Raw genomic sequence first — 17,064 nt, forward strand, 5'->3', positions numbered from 1 at the left:
GTGGGTGCTGGGCGGGTGGATCACCTGAAGTAGGCGTAGACGTCCAGGGACACGGTCACCGGCGAGGTTCCGGTGTTCCTCAGGACGATCGTCCCGTCCGGGCGGGGCACGGCCGTGGCGAAGCCGGCGGTGTGCCGGCCCGCCGTGTAGGCCACGGCCCGTACGGGCGACCCGCCGGCAGGCGGGACGATCTCCACGACACCGCCGCCGGTGGCCCCGCGCGCGGTGACGGCGACGCCGAGCGCCGAGACGCCGGAGGAGGGCACCTCCTCGGCGCCCGACAGGCTGAGCGGGCGCGTGCCGCCGGCGGGGATCGTCACCTCGTCCGTCAGACGGACCGGCTGCACCGCCTTGACGAGCGAGCCCCTCTCGGCCGTGGAGTAGTAGCCGATCACCTCGGCGGAGATCTCGGCCGCGCCGATTCCCATGTTGTGCACGTTGATCCTGCCGCCGGCGCCGAGCTTGACGATGGTGAAGAACTGCGCCGGGGTGTTGGCCGGATAGTCGATGTTGGCGTCGGCAGGGAAGCCGTCCCCGTCGGCGTAGACCCGTACGGTGCCGGTCGAGGCGCTCTTCACCAGCACGGTGAGCGCCACGCTCTGGACGCCGGACGCCGCGACACCGGGCATGCCGGACGAGGTCAGCACCAGGTTCTGGAGCGCCGCGACGGAGACGCGGTCGGCGATCCGGGCCGGCGTGACCGGACGGTACGTGCCGCCGATCGCGTCCGTCGCATGGTCGAGGGTGTAGCCGTGCACGTCGAGGTAGATCCGGACGGGCTGGTCGCCGCGGTTCGTCACGGCGATCCTCCCGTCGGCGCCGACCTTCGCTGTCACCATGGTCGAGGCGTACCGGGCGGCGTCGTAGAAGACCGCGTCGCCCTCCGGCCCGGGTTCCCCGGCGGCGCCGACGGTCAGCGAGCCGGAGTTGAACAGGTCGCCCTTGGCGGCGACGTTGAGCACGACGGTGGCGATGCCCCTCGGCGGGAGCCCGGCAGCCCCGGTCACCTGGAGGGTCATGGTGGAGTTCGCGCTGATCTGAAGGTTGTCCGCGATGCGGGCACGGACGTGGAAGAGCTGATCGGGACCCGGCCTGGGGGTGGTTCCGAGCGCCGCGTCGTCGAGTTGCAGCCGCGGCGTGGTGCCGCTCTCGTACGTGACGGGCCTGCCGGTGCTCTTGATGGCCGCCTCCAGTTCGGCCGGGGTCGCGGCCGGGCGGGCCTGGCGCATCACCGCGAAGGCGCCCGCCACGTGCGGGGCGGCCATGGACGTCCCGTTCATGGTCTGCCACAGGTCGCCGGGCACGGAGGAGACGATGTCGAAACCGGGCGCGAGCAGGTCCAGCAGCGGCCCCCGGTTGCTGAAGCCGGACACCTCGTCCTCGTCCGTGGTGCTGCCCACGGCGACGGCGGAGGAGACGCAGGCGGGGGCGCTGACGGCGGACTCGTACCCCGAGTTGCCCGCGGCCACGACCGTGGGCACGCCGGCGGCGAGCAGGCTGTCGATGGCCGGCTTGCGGGGGTCGTTGTCACACGGCGTGGTGTAGCCGCCGCTGCCCAGGCTCATGTTGACCGCTGCCACCGGCATGCCCGCGTCGGCCAGTTCCAGGACTTTCTCCAGCCCCGCCAACTGGGCGCTGACGAAGCTCAGCAGGCACGGCGGTCCGGTGGCGCCGCAGTAGGCGAAAGAGTCGAACCTGCTGTAGACCTGGATCGCGACGAGTCCGGCGGCCGGGGCGACGCCGCTGCCCCAGGCGCCGTCCAGTCCCTCGCCGTCGCCCGCCGCGATGCCGGCCACGTGGGTGCCATGGGCGCAGTCCAGCGCCGGGCTCGCGCACGGGCCGCTCTCGGAGTCGGCCGCACCCGGCCCTACCTGCCGGTCCGCGCCGTCCGGGCACAGGCTCGATGCCTCATAGGCGGCGTCGGTGGGGGAGAAACAAGCCTCGGCAACGACCCTTCCGCCGAGGAAGGGGTGACCGGTCGCGACGCCCGAGTCCAGGACGGCGACGACGCTCCCCGCACCGGTCAGCCCCGCCGCCCGGGTGCGGTCCCCGCCGATCAGCGGGACGCTCTCGGCCAGCGCCGGCGGCACGGGCACGTCCTCCGACACGCTGACCACGCCCGGCTGCCGCGCCAGCCGGGCGAGCGCCGCCCGGTCCGCGCGCAGCGTGACCACCGGTAATCGGGACAGCGTCTGGACGACCCGGCCCGACCCGGCCGCGGCGGACGCCGCCGCCAGGTCCGCACGCTCGCGCGTCACCACGTTCACCCGCGCCTCGCCACCGCCGGCGAGCTTGTCCGCCAGCGCGGGATCCACCCAAGGCCCGGCCACCGCGCCCGTCGTCGTGCCCGTCTTCGCGGCCGTCGTCGTGGCTGACGCCGTGCCCGTCGCCGTCAGCGGCGCCGCCACGAGCGCCGCGACGGCGATCAGCCGCCGGACCAGAGGTCGTCTCACGCAGGTCTCCACTTCGAGAGTCTCGGAGCTGGCACGGGGACACGAGAGGCGCGCCGGCCGCGCCCTCGCGGCCGGCGGCCGATGCCGGCGGCCGTTACCCGGCTGCCAGCACCGCCTCGGCACGCGAGACCCAGGTGTCGAAGACCGCCAGGGACGTGGTCAGCTCCTGCCGCCGCTCGTCCACCAGGATCTGCTCGTACGCGCGTTTGGCCTGGCGATAGGTCGGGAACAGGCCGGTCTCCTGTGCGCACGCCGCGTCGTCGGCGGCGACCCGCTTCTCCCGCGCGCCCGCGGGCTGGTACGCCTCCCGCCCGGCCCATTCGATGTCGGCGCGGGCGCTCATCGGGCTGTCGTAGCCGTATCCCTTGCCGGTCATGCACGTCACCCAGGCGGCCAGGGCCTGCTGGACGGCGCTGTGCTCCAGGGCGAGGAAGTCGGCGTCGTCGGCCAGCAGCCTGGGATCGGCCGGCAGGGTGTCGGCGGCACCGAAGATCCTGTCAGCGGCGTCCGACTCGCAGCCGCCCTCGGGGATGTCAACGCCGGACGCGGTGGTGTCCGCGGTGCCATCGAGCGCCTGCATCTCCTCCTGGGTGGCGCCGCGCTGGTCCTCGGTCTCCTCCGCCGCGGCCGCCACGGCGGGATCGGGCGCGGTGCGCGGGTAACCGGCCTGGGCCGCCGTGGCCCCGTCGACAGGTTCGAGCACGTCCGCCTCGATGTAGTCCTCGGGGCTCCAGTTGCGGACGACGCCCGCGGTCCAGGCGGAGAACCCGAGCGAGCGCATGCACTCGGCCGCCCCGGCGTCCTTTGCCAGGTCGATGGTGTGGATGCCGCGCATGGACGTCATGAAGGGGTCGAGCGGCATGGGCAGATCCGGATCCGCCGGGACGCCGGAGAGCGCGGGCTCGGGGACCGGGGAGGGTTCCGGCCCGAGCGAGCCCGTGGGCTCGGGCAGCGGCACCACGCCGGTGTCCGGCAGCGGGTCCGGGCCGAGCGTCTGGCTCGGGGTGGGCGCCGGTGGCGGGTCGGCCGCCGCGCTCAGCGTGCCCGAGGCGGCGGCAAGCCCGGCGGTCGTGGCGATGACGAGGACGGTCACGGCGGCGAGCAGCGGGGGAGTGCTCTTCTTCATTTGCCGTTCCTCCTCCAGTAGCACTCGTCCTTGCCGATCCACGCGCCCTCGGTGCAGTAGTCCCGGGAGTAGAGGATCACATTGGAAGCGCGGTGAGGATTGAGCACGCCGAGCGTGTCGTGCCACGCGTTGCCCCGGCAGCCCCGGTAGTTGTACCAGATGGTGAACCGGCGTCCGTTCATCCTGCTGTAGACGCTGCGGCCCTTCCACAACTGCTGAGTTCCGCCCCACCAGCTCCACTGCGTCACGGGGCACGCGGCGCCGTGATAGCCGGAGTGGAAGGCCTGGTCCCAGCGGTCCATGGACTTGCCGCTGTGCACGTTGCGGACCCGGTAGTAGCCGGAGCTGGTCTTGGTGTCCTTCCAGAGCTGGTTCTTGCCACCGTTGTAGGGCCAGACGTTCACGATCGCACCGTTGCTCTTCGACTTGCGGTAGACCTCCAGGTAGGTGCGTTTCCAGTGGTTCTGCCATCGGAACGTGCCGTCCGCCTGCGCTGTGCCGGTGACGAGGAACCCGGCGGTCATGGCCGCGGTGACGGATATCGTCGCGGCCCGCGAGGCCATGCGGACGACAGGACGAGAGCCTCTCATCCTGTTGATCTCCCTTCTGGGAAGTGCACGCTGCTGAGCATGGCCGGTTCACGCATTCATCTGAGTGCGGATGAACCGCCGTCCACATGACAGCACGTGGATTTCGTCCGGACGTCAGTCGCCGGACATATTTCGGCTCTCACTTCCGGGATAGCGGGTGGCGCGTTTCTCCAACCGCCGGAGTATGCCTCACGGCGTCAGCCGAGGACCGGCTTGACCAGTCCGGAGTCGTACGACAGGACCACCATCTGGGCGCGGCTCGTCAGCCCGAGCTTTCCCATGATCCGGTTCAGATGTGTCTTAACGGTGCCCTCGCTGACCGACAGCCGCTCGGAGATCTCTCTGTTGGACAGGGCGCGCCCGACCAGCCGCAGCACCTCGATCTCGCGCGCGGTAAGACGGTCGAGCTGCGGCGGGTGGGCGGTCGTCGGCGGGTCGGTGAACGCCTCGATCAACCGCCTGGTCGCAGTAGGCGACAGCAGAACGTCGCCGGAGGCCACGGTGTGGATGGCGGCGATGAGCCGCTGCGGCGGCGTGTCCTTAAGGAGGAAGCCGCTCGCGCCAAGCCTGAGAGCGCCATAGACGTACTCGTCCAGGTCGAACGTGGTCAGGATGAGGATCCTGGGTGCGGGCGGCTCGGCGGCGCGCAGGATGAGCTCGGTGGCGCGCAGGCCGTTCATGCCCGGCATGCGGACGTCCATGAGGATCACGTCGGGCTTGACGGCGGCGGCCAGGCCAACCGCCTCCTCGCCGTCAGCCGCCTCGCCGACCACGAGCAGTCCCGCAGCGCGCAGCAACGCCGCCAAACCGGCACGGATGAGCACCTGATCATCGACCACGCATACGCTGATCATCGCGTCGGTTCAATCGACCTCGTCGGGAGGGGGCAGCGGGAGGATCGCAAGCACCTCGAACCCGCCGGACGGGAGTTCGCGTGCGGTGATCGTTCCCTGGTAGAGCCTGACACGTTCAGTCATACCGATCAACCCGTGCCCGCCAGGCGGCTGGGCAGACACAGTGGTGCCGTCGTTCGCGACGCATATAGTGAGCGACGCAGGGCCATGGGTGACGTGGACCCGCGTGCGGACGGTCCCGGCATGCTTGAGCACGTTCGTCAGAGACTCTTGGACGATGCGGTACACGCACAGGTCGAGCCCCGGCGGCAACGGCCTCACCGCGCCCGCGATGGTCACCTCGACGGGCAGCCCGGCGGCACGCATGCGCTCGGCCAGCGAGCCGAGGTCCTTCAGGCCGGGCGCGGTGGTGTAGAGGGGGCCGTCATCGTCGTTCGCCTCGATGCGCAGGATCGACAGCAGGCGCCGCATCTCGCTCAGCGCCTCGTGGCTGGTCTCGGCGATCACACCGAGCGTGACATGTGCCATGGCGGGATCGGACAACGCCACGAAGCGTCCCAGGCCCGCCTGCACCGAGATCACGGACATGTGGTGCGCGACGATGTCGTGCAGTTCGCGGGCGATCCGTACGCGTTCGCGGGTGACGGCCCGCTGAGAGGCCGCCCGCTGCTCGTCGCGGAGCCGCTGGGCGAGGACGGCGAGCTGCCGAGTGCGTTCAGCCAGCATCCGGGCGCTCAGCCCCGCCCCGACGGCGCAGGCGGCCAGGACGACCGCCGACCCCAGCGCCGACGTCAGCGAGACGTTCCGCTGAAGCATCGAGGCGTGCGTCCACACCGCCACGGTCATCGCGACGCCCACCAGGTTGGCGGCCGCGCGGCTGTGGGCGGCGAGCGTGTAGAGGATCACCAGGAGGCCGACGGTGTTGAGGCCCAGGTGGTATCCCAGGAGATGGTAGAGGAACGACGCGGCTGCGCTGATGGTGAGAACCGTCAGCGGCGCACGGCGGCGCAGCACTAGTGGCCCGTTGACCAGCAACGTCAGGGTCAACGACAGCAGGTCGGGCGGCTTGCCCATGTTGGGCCCGCACCAGTCCCACACCCAGGTGCCCACGACCAGGGCCAGTGCCATCAGGCCGTCGAGGACGAGGGGGTTGAGCCTGGAGGACCGCTGGAGCAGTGGCTCGGCGGTGAAGGGCACCCGCCACGCTAACTCCGTACGTGGTGGCTGCGCATCAACCCCAGGTTGTACTACTGCCGGTTGGCGCATCACGTGGTCTGGTGAATGGTACGAGATTGCCTGCTGCCTCGCTGACTCGTGATCGTCAGAGGTTGTGATCATAAGGTCAGCTGTGCGGGTCTGCCGAACACGGTCACATGTCGATCGATATGGCCATGCTCGGCGGTGCGACGCCAGATCGCCACGATCGGTACGCGGGCACAGCTTCGGACGCTCGAGGTACCGCCACAATCCGGGTACGGTCCAAGGTTCAGCTCGTTGCAGCAGCGCGGTGGTCCGGGCGAGCAGGCGGGGCCCGCCGATGCGCGGTCGCCCGGGCCGGGGCCGGTCGGCCAAGCCCGCCGGCCCGCGGCGGTTGAACCGGCCGATCCACCGCCGCACCGTGCCGGCATCGCACTCCAGCAGGTCAGAGATCTGGGCCGGGGACAGCCCGCGCGCCGACAGAAAGATCATCATCGCCTCCTTGCCTGCCGCCATCGGCCAGGTGTCCACGCAACTGACGAACGTCGGCAGGAAGGTGCAGGAGGGGATACCGAAAACGGAGTCGTCCGATGCGATCATCGCGCTCGATCGAGGCACGCTGAAGGCCTTGCGAGAGCACCGCGAACGTCAGCTCCAGGAGAGGGCGGCGTTCGGGCCGTCCTGGATCGACACAGGAAGGATGTTCACCTGGGAAGACGGTTCGGAGCTGACCCCGGACTGGGTGTCGGAGCACTTCTGGCGGCTGGTGTTCGCCGCCGGGCTGCCGCCGATCCGCCTTCACGATCTCCGGCATGGCGCGGCCACGCTCAGCCTGGCGGCGGGGACGGACATGAAGTACGTGTCGGCGATGCTGCGGCACTCGTCGATCGGGATCACTTCCGACGTCTACACGGCGGTGCCGCCGGATGTGGCCAGGGCGGCGGTTCGCCTGGTGCCTCGAAAAATCATGCTGAAGGAGGGGTCCGAAACTGGCGGTCCCCCTTCGGTCCCCCAACCGCCGCTTCCCCCGCCCGCGGAAGCGGGATAGGGTGCTCCGTACCTGGTGAAGTGGGTAGGGCGGGTGGGACTTGAACCCACGACCCACGGATTATGAGTCTGTTGATCAGCATGTCAGGTGATGTCGAGCCCCGCCGCTCTCTGGCGTTCCTGCAGGTAGGTGCGTTGTGGGTGGACCGGACAGTGTCGGAAATACCGCTCTGAAGCGGGCGTGTCCGAGACCGCCGGTCCCCCTACGGTCCCCCAATGGAGGAGACGTGCGGCCAGCGCCAGGCAGAAGATTTGTCCGGACACGTCTGCATTGGACCGGGCGCGGCCCTTTGCGGCCGAGCGGCTATAGAGCAACTGTGATCTACGGTGTAAAGCCTGCGGCTGGGTGGCCGCCACAGTCACCTACAGCGGGTGTGGACGCTAGCCGCCGAGATCCTGCCCGGCTTCGAGCATCGACGCCACCTTGCTGCGCTACTGCCTCGTCTGGTGCAAGCCGCGCGCAGGATGCCACCCCTTCGCCGCCGGGGGAGCAGACCATCATCCGCCGGCCTGCTTGCCCGGGTGGGAACGGGGGTCGCGTGACAGCGGGTGCGGATCGCGGCCACGCTCCCTGATAGGTCCACGCGGGCCTGGATGGCATTGCCGACGGCTGTGACCGGAGAGGGCGGTTCGCGAGCTGATGTCCCTTTGATCGCTTGCGGTGCGTGCGGAACGTTAGTCACGGGCTCGCTGCCGATTATGGACGCGGCTGAGCGAACAATCCCGGCTCCGTCTCCATGAGAATGCCGAGGTTGACCAGGCGTTTGAGCTTGGCGCGGGTGTCCTCGATGTTCTTACGCTCCAGGGGAAGGTCCAGGGCCAGGCAAAGGTCGCGCGCTCGTGTGGGCTGGCCGGCGCTGGTCACGAGAGTGAGGACCTGCTGGTGGGCGGGATGGTCGGGCACTGCGGGAGCCTGTGGGGCGGGGATGCCGGATCGGGCTCGCCGGCCAGGACGAGCAAGATATTGCGGGTGATCCGCAGATGATCGAGGTCCAGGTCGAGGTCTCGCAGGACTGCTGCAGCGCATACTGTCCTGTTCCTCTGGCAGAGCCGACTCTATGTGCCCTTCTTCAACCTGAAGGTCGCGACGATCGAATTGAGATCCGGCAGGTAGGCGTTGGGGATGTCCACCGCTTCGATCAGGAGTTTCTGGTCAGGGATCCACCAGCTGTAAGCCGTACCCGACTCTTCCCCATCGCAGAAGAGCAGGTATTTCCGGTATTGGGCTTCAGCGGTCCCTACCTTGCGCAGCTCCCGCTCTGCAATGGACCCGTCGGCGGCGTCGCCGTCATCACAGCTGAAGCGTTGCCGAGCGTCATCGAGGTTGAGATCGTCGATCTCGAACCAGGGGTAGATGGTGACCGCCCGGTAGCAATCTTCCTGGCTCTTCGGGGTCACGCACATGGTGCCACCCGAGGCGCCTCCGTAGACGAAGGTCTTCCAGCGCGTCGGCAGAACGAAGGAGTGCCCAGGACCTACCTCTGCTCTCCGCCCTGTCGGTGTAACCGAGGCGCTGTCCGGCTGTGAAGTCTGTGCAGCGGAAGCGGGGGAGGGACTCCCCGCCGTCGGAGGGGTGTGGTGTTCGGGCGGTGATGAGACCGCAGGACCGGAGGACGGGGGAGAGACATTTACCGAGCCCGCCCGCGGCAGGTTGAGAACGAAGTCGACAGTTGCGACGGCTACCGCCACGGCCGCTAGGGCGCTCCCGGCCACAACAAGCGGAGTGATCCTGCGCTGGCGGGACAGGCTCTCCCGGAAGGACCACTGCGGTTCCTCGTCGAGAGGCATGACCCAGGTCTGATCCAGGAACCGGGTGACCTCTTCTACCGCGGTCGCTGTGTCTTCGTCGGATTGCCGCCAAATATGGGCGGCGGCTTCGATGATGCGGTCGGCAGAGGGGCGAGCGGCGGGATCCTTGGCCAACGCCTGCCTGACCAAATGCCGGAGACCATCGGGAACGGCACTGGCGTCAGGAGTCTCCGTGAGGATCCGCGCGGCGAGTACTTCGGGTCGGCCGGTGCCGAAGGGTGGGCGGCCGGTGGCGGCGAACAGCACCAGCAGGGCCCAGCCGTACACGTCCGCGGCCGGGCCGACGTCGCTGCCCCGGTATTCTTCCGGGCTGATCCAGCCTGGTGAGCCGACCAGTACTCCGGTGCGGGTGACGCTGGTCTCGTCCATCGCTCGTGCGATGCCCATGTCGATCAGGCGCGGGCCGGTCGGTGACAAGATGACGTTGGACGGCTTGAGGTCACGGTGAACCACCCCGACCGTGTGCATCGCGCGCAGGGCTTCACCCAGGCCGCCGGCCAGGCCGACGATCTCCTGCTCTGACAGGGGGCCGTTCTGCTCCACTCGCTGGGCCAGGGTCGGGCCGGGAACGTACTCCGTGGCCAGCCAGGGCTGCTCCGCCTCGGCGTCAGCATCCAGTACGCGGACGGTGCATAGGCCGTTCACGCGGTGGAGAACCGAGATCTCGCGCGCGAAGCGGGCACGGAATTCCGGGTCATGCGCCAGCTGCCGGTGGATCACTTTGACAGCGGCGCGCCGACCAGTGTCGTCGGCTCCGGCGAACACCGCTCCCATGCCGCCTGCCCCCAGTCGGCCGGCCAGTCGGTAAGGACCGATGCGGTCGGGATCGTGTGCCAGCAGTGGAGATAGCCAGCCCTGGCTGGTTGCACTCATCGCGTCTGCTTCTTGGCGAACTTGAACGAGCGCAGAATGTCTTCAGCTTGAGCGCGTTCTTCAGCGGGCAGTTTGTCGATGACAATGGTCAGCCCGGTGATCGGCAGGACCAGGGTCTCCGTTTCACGAGTCGAGCCGTCATCGCAATAGCTCCGTGCCTTGCGGTAGTGGGCCCGAAGGTTACCGATCTTGTTCAGGCCGCCCTTGACGATTTCTCCTTTTCGGCTGGTGTGGCCAGATATGCAGGGGCCTTCGCCGCTGTAGGTGTAGTTCAGCCCATCGGCGTCCTCCAGCCAGCTCAGGTCGTCATCCTCACTCGCCCCACTTCCGGTGGACAGCCATGGATGGATGCTCATGCCGAACTGGCTGCAGAAGAGGTAGTCGGCGTCCTTCATCCTCTTGGGGCGCAGGCACATGCCTTCGGTGTTGTTGGTGTTGTCCGGGAAGTACAGCCAGTCGGAGGGGAGGACGAACGAGTGTCCTCTGATCATCGTCACCTTCTTCCCGAGGGAAGAGGGTTTAGGGGAGGATGTCGCCTCCTTCGTAGGGCTCGGAGTAGCCGAAGAAGCCTTAGTCTGAGGCGCCGAGGAGCTTGTGGGAGCCGGGACGGCGGTTCGGTCTGTACGAACGGCGGCAGGAGCCTGGGGTTCGCCTGCGCCGCCGTTGATGAAGAGCGCGGCAGCCGCAGCAACTGCCCCGACGACACCGAGCCCGCCGGCGACCATGCCCCACCGGCGGGCGCCTGATCGAGATGGGGGAGCTGGAACGATCCAGTTGGAATTGTTCGTCAGAGGCATCACCCAGGTCCGATCCAGGTACCGAGTCACCTCCTCCACCAGCGTGACGTCACCAGCTGTCTGACCCACGGCGGATTCGCGCCATCCCTGCACCAAGGCGTTCAGGACGTCCTCGGCGGAAGGCCGCTCCGACGGCTGCTTGGCCAGCGACCGCCGGGCGAGATCCTTGAGCGGCTCGGGGACCGCCTCAACATCGGGAGTGTCGGCAAGGACGCGCATGGCGAGTACTTCGGGTCGGCCGGTGCCGAAGGGTGGGCGGCCGGTGGCGGCGAACAGCACCAGCAGGGCCCAGCCGTACACGTCCGCGGCCGGGCCGACGTCGCTGCCCCGGTATTCTTCCGGGCTGATCCAGCCTGGTGAGCCGACCAGTACTCCGGTGCGGGTGACGCTGGTCTCGTCCATCGCTCGTGCGATGCCCATGTCGATCAGGCGCGGGCCGGTCGGTGACAAGATGACGTTGGACGGCTTGAGGTCACGGTGAACCACCCCGACCGTGTGCATCGCGCGCAGGGCTTCACCCAGGCCGCCGGCCAGGCCGACGATCTCCTGCTCTGACAGGGGGCCGTTCTGCTCCACTCGCTGGGCCAGGGTCGGGCCGGGAACGTACTCCGTGGCCAGCCAGGGCTGCTCCGCCTCGGCGTCAGCACCTAACACCTGAACCATGCAGCGGGCACGTACTCGCCGGAGTAAGTCGATCTCTCGCCGGAAGCGGACACGGAACTCGTCATCATGCGCCAGTTCGGCGTGGATCACCTTGACAGCGGCGCGCCGGCCGGCGCTGTCGACACCGGCGAACACCACCCCCATGCCGCCTGCCCCCAACCGGCCGACGAGGCGATAGGGCCCCATCACGACTGGGTCATGCTGGCCCAGCGGGGCCAAGCTGTCCTCGGCTCCTCGTGCGCTAGGCATCCCCGGTTGCTGGTGCGGCATTGCCGTCGTCTCGTCGGACAACGAGCCCTCCATAGATGATCTGTACAGCGAGGCAACCTTATGGACGGCCTGTCACGAAACAGCATCTTTACGGCATTGATGCCGGGGATTTGGGCGGGCCGGGACTGTACGGTCTTCGTTGTAACTCCTGATCAAGGAGAACGCGCTGATGAGTACTGTGATCCAGGCATCGACGGAGATCGAACCTGGAGGACGCCGCGGTGGCACGCGAGAAGTCGGAAAACTCGACGGATCGGGAGCTGATGGAAGTGGATGCTGCTGGGGCGAAGGCGGGAGTAGGGCGCCCCACGACCTCCGGATACGGACCCAAGTAGGGTTCACCATGAGTCTGGAAGGTAAGGGGCACCCCAGAATGCATTCTGTTAGGAGTTTTGAAGGAGAGCCGGAAGCGGCCTCGCTTATCCTCGGTGGGTCAGCGGCGTGAAAGCCCGTCCCGGCGCAATGGTGACGCCAGTGGTTCAGGATGCCGACACGATCAGGACCCCCACTCCCAGAAGCAGCAGCGCGATGTAGAACGGCGCGATAGACCACGAGGTCCAGATCGACCGGTCGGGCACGTACGTCCGGAGGGCCTTCTTCCACTTCGACATCGCCGGGGCATCGTCGGGGAGCGGTTCATCGGCGTCGACCGGGTCGAGCGTGAACAGAGGCACCTTGCGGCTCGACCGCGCGACGGTGTTGTAGAGCCGGCGGAACTGCTTCTCGCTGCGGAGGTAGTTCGCGTCGAGATAGGCGAACAGCATCACGGCCACCATGCCCAGGGCGGCCAGCGGCCACGAGTGCTGCGTGAGCGCGAAGCCGAACGTGGCGGTGACGATGGGCAGCAGCCATCCCTTCGCCGACGCCGAAGCTGCTGACTGTCGCGTCACCACGGCCTGGATGTAGTCGAGGTGCTTGCGCCTGTCCTCCGGAGCGATCGGCGGCTCGGCCGAGAGATTGAGCCGCTGCACCGCGTCGCGGACGTCGAGCATCGTGCGCTCCTTCGACTCCTCCGGGTAGTCCGTCTCAGCTGGCCAGATCGGTCCCATCGGGTCGTCCTTACAGCGGGGGACGAGGTGGACGTGGAGGTGGGGCACTGTCTGCGTCGCGGCCTCGCCGTTCGACTGGATGACATTGAGGCCCTCCGGTCTTACCGCATCGCGGATCGCGTTGGCCAGCAGCAGAGCGGCTCTCGCCAAGTGGCCCGCCTCGCCGCGCTCCAGTCCCCAGATATCGGGCACGTGCCGCCGAGGAACGACCAGGACGTGGCCGAGAACCGCGGGCTCGGTAGGGAAGAAGGCCACGACGTTCTCGTCCCGGTACACCTCCCGGACGTCGGGATCCTCACGGGCAACGATCTCGCAGAACTCGCACGCCTCACTCACCACACGCGGGCCTTCGCCTGCGCGACCCAGCCCTCCAGGTTGTCGACGAGCTTCGAGTACGTCGCCTTCGTGTCGATGCCCCCGTGCCAGTCCTTGACCGTCGGGTCGAACACCGGGATGCCGCTGACGTGGGACGCCTTGTCGAACGGGTTGGCACCCTCGCGGTCCGCGCTGCCGAACGAAGAGAGACCGTGGATGCGCACCCCGACGAGCGGCTTCTTCTCCTTCCACGCCTTCTCGATCTCGTAGATCACCCACGGACGGCTGGCCGTCTGTTGACCGATGAGGACCACGACTGCGCGCTTGTAGCGCATCTGCTCGTCGATCCAGTCGACGATGGCCTGCTGGCCGCGTCGCTGCACTGCCTCCCAGTCCTGGGCGTTGAGCAGCGGCTGACCCTCTAGCGCGTTGATGTTCCGGACAAGCTGGACGCGGTTCACGTCACGCTCGTAGTGGAACGAATAGAACACCGTTTTGGTCGCCACTGCGGGCTCCTCACTCTGATTCGGGCGAGCGTTTCTCAGCCCTCACCTGAAGCTACGACCGACCACTGACATTTCACCGATGCGCCGGGTTGAGGCATCTAGAACTCCCCCGTCGCAGTCTCGCTCGGGCCGTCACTCATCCTCGAGGATCAGCGGCGTGAAGCCGCCCAGCGCCTCGGGGGACAGGCGGGACAGGCAGGTCAAGCACCCGGGCGGCCCGAAGCTGACGGACTCGATGAGCAGATCCCGATCGTGGCCGGAGTGCCAGTCCCTGGTGGCCTCGTCCTGGCCTGGCACGTTCCCGCAGTACGGCACCAGGTCCCCTGGCCAAACGAGGTGGTGGACACGTCGGTGGCGATGACGCGGCGGACCATCCGGCCCGCGCGGGTGCGGGATGTCAGGACCTGTCAGGCAGTGGTGTTGACTTGGTTGTGATGTGGTTGTCGCCTGGTCATGATCCTCTCGTGGATTTGCGCAGTAATATCCACAATGGTCAGATTTGATCAGGAATCACTGCTATCACATCGCCGATCGCCTTCACGTGGTGAATGGGGGGCTCCTGTGCGGTTCGCAATCTTGGGCCGGCTCCAGGTCGAGTGCGGGGACGAGTCGGTCGAGATCACGCGTACCAGGCGATCGCTGCTGGTGACACTGTTGCTGGCCGGCTCCGACGGGATCGTCGCTGAGACGCTGATGCAGGCGGTCTGGGGTGATACTCACGGCCGAGAGAACTCACTGAAAACCGCCATGTCGCAGCTTCGTCAACTGCTCCCGGGGCGCATTCCGTCCGCACGCAACCATGGGTACCGCATCGTGCTGCGCCCGGAAGACAGTTTCGACCTGACGGAATTCCGGCGGCTGGTCGAGGAGGGCCGAGTCCAGATATCAACTGGTGATCAACATGCCGCAGTCGCCTCATTACGAAGGGCATTGGATTTATGGGGCGATCCTCCCTTAGTCGACGTACCTGAGGACCCCCTCCGATTGGCGACCTGGCGGCAAGAACTGCTGTGGGAGCGCAAGGTCGCGCAGCAGGATCTCCTGAAGGCCCGATTGAACACGGGCGAGCACCATCAGCTCCTCGGCGACCTCCGCCGGGAGCTGGCTGAGGACCAGCTGTCGGAGATGCTCAACGCGTTGCTGATGACCGCCCTGTACCGGGCGGGATACCGGGTGGAGGCGCTACGGCACTACGACGGCCTCGTGACACTGCTGGCGCAGGAGACCGGCGCGGACCCAGGGGCCAGGCTGCGCCGGCTGCGTGACGAGATCGCCAACGACGCCCTCGATCTCCGGACTCTGGACGAAGACGAGCAAGTTACCCCCGTCACCACATGGGGAGCCGGAGGACTGCCTCCGGCGCAGCTGCCACCGGCGGTGAGCGACTTCACCGGTCGCGCGGCGGAAATGGAAGAACTGGCGCGATACCTGCGCACCGCCGGACAGACCGGTCGCGTGCCCATCGCCTCCATCAGCGGCCCTCCAGGGGTGGGCAAGTCAGCCCTGGCCCATCAGGTCGCGCACCTGCTGCGGCCGCACTTCCCGGACGGCCAGGTGTACGTGCATCTCGCCGGCATGTCCGACCAGCCGCGGGAGACCACCGATGTGCTGGGGGAGGTGCTGGCCGCGCTGGGGGTCGAACTCGGCCACGTGCCCGCCACCGTCCCCGGTCGCACCGCGCTCTACCGCTCGGTGCTGGCCGGCCGCCAGGTTTTGGTGGTGCTCGACGACGTGTCCGGCATGCACCAAGTGGATCCGCTGCTGCCCGGTACGCCGGGATGCGCGGTGATGGTGACCAGCCGCGCGCAGCTGGTCGGCGGAGCCGGGATGCGGATGGTGCGGCTGGAACCCTTGTCACCGGAGGAGTCGCTGAGCCTGTTGGGCGAGATCATCGGCGCCAAGCGCATTCACTCCGACGCAGGCGCCGCCGCCGACATCGTCGACGCCTGCGGCGGGCTCCCGCTAGCCGTGCGGATCGCCGGCGCTCGGTTATCCGGACAGCCGAATTGGCCGCTGGCGACGTTCGTCACTCGGCTGCACAAGCGGCTGCTGAGCATGCTGCAGGCCGACGGCATGGCGGTCGAGGCCGGCATCGCCGACAGCTACGAGTCTTTGCCGGATCCCGAAGCGCGGGTCTTCCGCTTGGCGTCGCTGCTGAGGCCGGGCGGGTTCGCCGGCTGGGAGGTGGCCATGCTGGGAGGCGGGGACGTCGACGCCGTCGAGGAAGTCCTGGAGCGCTTGAGCCGCCGCAGCCTCCTGTCCATGGTCGGGGTGGATTCGCTGGGCCAGCCGCGCTATCGACAGCATGACCTGCTGCGCGTCTTCGCCGCCGCGCGCCTGGCCGAGCAGCCCAACGAGCGCGACCGGGCCATCCACCGGCTGATGCTGGGCTGGCTGGAGCTCGCCAGCCTGGCCGACGAGCAGATCGCCCGGGAACCGCATGACCCACCTGTCATGGTGCTGGGGATGGTCATGTTCGCGCCGTCAGATGTCCGCCAGTCGATCGTGGACGACGCCGACGGTTGGCTGGCGACCGAGGTGGCCAATCTCTTGTACGTGGTCCGTATCGCTTGCGAGCACGGGCAGCAGCGCCTGGCGATGGGGCTGGGGTTGCGCGTGACGTCCTACCTGTATCGCGAGAGCCGCCATCGCGAAGCCGCGGACATGTGGCGGCTCCTGCTGCAGAGTTTCTCACCCACAGACGTGCGCTTGACCGCGGAGGTGCGCCATCGTCTGGCCGCGTTGATCATGCAGGGTCCGGGCGGGGCACAGCGGGCCTCACCGCTGCTGGATGACTGTGTGCAAGCGCGGGAGAGCAGCGGAGACCTTTTTGGGTTGGCGCGTTCGCTGGCGTTGCGAGCAGTGTGCCGCCGCCAGCTCTCAAGTGGCCCGGATCACTCCGATCTGCTGAGCGCGGCCGAGGCGGACGCCGGCCGAGGGTTGCGCATCGCCCGCGACATCGCCAACCCTCACGCCGAGCTGGTCTGCCTGAGAGCGATGGCCACCGTGCTCTGCGCCCGCGGCGACCATGAACGGGCGCTCGCCTTGGGCCGTGAGGCGGTGGTCGTGGCGGAGCAACTCGCCGAGCGACCGCAGGATCGGTCCTACCTGCGGTTGGCACTGCAGACACTGGCCATGCTCATGCTCAACGCTGGGCGCGCGGAGCCCGCGTTGCGGTTGAGTGAGCAGACGCGCGAGCTGAGCGCGGAGCTACTACACCGAGCCGGGCAGGCGCGCGCGCAGGAACTGGCCGGTGACGCGCTCGCCGCGCTGGGCCGCCGTCAGGAGGCCGACGAGCGATACAAGGACGCGGCCGCGGTGTTCGAGGCGGACGGGGGAATGGAGGACGCCAAGCGCTGCCGGGCCAAGCTGGCCGAATAGCGCCGCGACGCAGCATCCGTGATTAGCCCGGGTCAGGGACCGGATGGCGGGCTCGTCCCGGCAGGCTGACTGTGCGCCGCCTTGGCGCGGCGCCGCAAACCGGGTTCTCGCCAAGGCTCGTGCCCGCCACGGCA

Annotated in this window: 13 protein-coding genes and 1 pseudogene; 2 read left to right on the forward strand and 12 right to left on the reverse strand. The window is 68.3% G+C overall.

Features of this window, described 5'->3' with window-relative positions; translation table 11 throughout:
* Window positions 1-20: 20 nt before the first annotated feature.
* From KME79_RS24140 to KME79_RS47475, 6 genes and pseudogenes are all read right to left on the reverse strand, one after another.
* Window positions 21-2,453: a S8 family peptidase gene (locus KME79_RS24140; RefSeq protein WP_219546448.1), complete on the reverse strand. Its 2,433-nt coding sequence runs from the start codon at window positions 2,451-2,453 to the stop codon at window positions 21-23.
* 94 nt (window positions 2,454-2,547) lie between these two features.
* Window positions 2,548-3,579 carry a hypothetical protein gene (locus tag KME79_RS24145; protein WP_219546449.1) on the reverse strand — a complete coding sequence of 344 codons (1,032 nt, stop codon included), beginning with the start codon at window positions 3,577-3,579 and terminating at the stop codon, window positions 2,548-2,550.
* Window positions 3,576-4,169 carry an RICIN domain-containing protein gene (locus KME79_RS24150; protein ID WP_219546450.1) on the reverse strand — a complete coding sequence of 198 codons (594 nt, stop codon included), beginning with the start codon at window positions 4,167-4,169 and terminating at the stop codon, window positions 3,576-3,578. The genes KME79_RS24145 and KME79_RS24150 overlap by 4 nt, the downstream gene beginning before the upstream one ends.
* A gap of 197 nt (window positions 4,170-4,366) precedes the next feature.
* A complete protein-coding gene (locus KME79_RS24155) occupies window positions 4,367-5,008 on the reverse strand; it encodes a response regulator (RefSeq protein ID WP_308249031.1) in 642 nt (213 codons plus the stop codon).
* 24 nt (window positions 5,009-5,032) lie between these two features.
* Entirely contained in the window at window positions 5,033-6,220 is a 1,188-nt protein-coding gene (locus tag KME79_RS47090) for a sensor histidine kinase (RefSeq protein WP_308249032.1), read from the reverse strand.
* Between the two features lie 309 nt (window positions 6,221-6,529).
* Window positions 6,530-6,688, reverse strand: a pseudogene (locus KME79_RS47475) (helix-turn-helix domain-containing protein); the annotation flags it as partial.
* Between KME79_RS47475 and KME79_RS24165 the strand changes: the two are divergent.
* Window positions 6,615-7,268, forward strand: coding sequence for a tyrosine-type recombinase/integrase (locus tag KME79_RS24165; protein WP_246640338.1), 654 nt, complete (start codon window positions 6,615-6,617; stop codon window positions 7,266-7,268). The pseudogene KME79_RS47475 and the gene KME79_RS24165 overlap by 74 nt on opposite strands.
* Before the next feature lie 696 nt (window positions 7,269-7,964).
* Here KME79_RS24165 and KME79_RS24170 read toward each other — a convergent pair.
* From KME79_RS24170 to KME79_RS24195, 6 genes are all read right to left on the reverse strand, one after another.
* A complete protein-coding gene (locus KME79_RS24170; RefSeq protein ID WP_219546454.1) occupies window positions 7,965-8,171 on the reverse strand; it encodes a hypothetical protein in 207 nt (68 codons plus the stop codon).
* 152 nt (window positions 8,172-8,323) lie between these two features.
* Window positions 8,324-9,949 carry a serine/threonine protein kinase gene (locus KME79_RS24175; protein WP_219546455.1) on the reverse strand — a complete coding sequence of 542 codons (1,626 nt, stop codon included), beginning with the start codon at window positions 9,947-9,949 and terminating at the stop codon, window positions 8,324-8,326.
* The gene (locus KME79_RS24180; RefSeq protein WP_219546456.1) at window positions 9,946-11,700 is read right to left on the reverse strand and encodes a serine/threonine protein kinase; all 1,755 of its coding nucleotides are present in this window, start codon (window positions 11,698-11,700) and stop codon (window positions 9,946-9,948) included. The genes KME79_RS24175 and KME79_RS24180 overlap by 4 nt, the downstream gene beginning before the upstream one ends.
* 458 nt (window positions 11,701-12,158) lie before the next feature.
* On the reverse strand, window positions 12,159-13,067 hold the full coding sequence (locus KME79_RS24185; protein ID WP_219546457.1) for an HIT family protein: 909 nt from the start codon (window positions 13,065-13,067) through the stop codon (window positions 12,159-12,161).
* On the reverse strand, window positions 13,061-13,549 hold the full coding sequence (locus KME79_RS24190; RefSeq protein ID WP_219546458.1) for a TIR domain-containing protein: 489 nt from the start codon (window positions 13,547-13,549) through the stop codon (window positions 13,061-13,063). Before KME79_RS24190 ends, KME79_RS24185 begins: the two co-directional genes overlap by 7 nt.
* 132 nt (window positions 13,550-13,681) lie before the next feature.
* A complete protein-coding gene (locus tag KME79_RS24195) occupies window positions 13,682-13,864 on the reverse strand; it encodes a hypothetical protein (RefSeq protein WP_219546459.1) in 183 nt (60 codons plus the stop codon).
* A gap of 246 nt (window positions 13,865-14,110) precedes the next feature.
* Here KME79_RS24195 and KME79_RS24200 point away from each other — a divergent pair, with 246 nt between their 5' ends.
* Window positions 14,111-16,930 carry an AfsR/SARP family transcriptional regulator gene (locus KME79_RS24200; RefSeq protein WP_219546460.1) on the forward strand — a complete coding sequence of 940 codons (2,820 nt, stop codon included), beginning with the start codon at window positions 14,111-14,113 and terminating at the stop codon, window positions 16,928-16,930.
* Window positions 16,931-17,064 lie beyond the last annotated feature (134 nt).

Origin of the sequence: Nonomuraea harbinensis (genome assembly GCF_019396385.1) — a bacterium.
GTDB lineage: Bacteria > Actinomycetota > Actinomycetes > Streptosporangiales > Streptosporangiaceae > Nonomuraea > Nonomuraea ferruginea.

What these genes read in the sequence shown, in the direction of transcription:
- KME79_RS24145 (WP_219546449.1), bottom strand. Translation starts at nt 3,579, where the DNA reads ATGAAGAAGAGCACTCCCCCGCTGCTCGCCGCCGTGACCGTCCTCGTC.
- KME79_RS24150 (WP_219546450.1), bottom strand. Translation starts at nt 4,169, where the DNA reads ATGAGAGGCTCTCGTCCTGTCGTCCGCATGGCCTCGCGGGCCGCGACG.
- KME79_RS24175 (WP_219546455.1), bottom strand. Translation starts at nt 9,949, where the DNA reads ATGAGTGCAACCAGCCAGGGCTGGCTATCTCCACTGCTGGCACACGAT.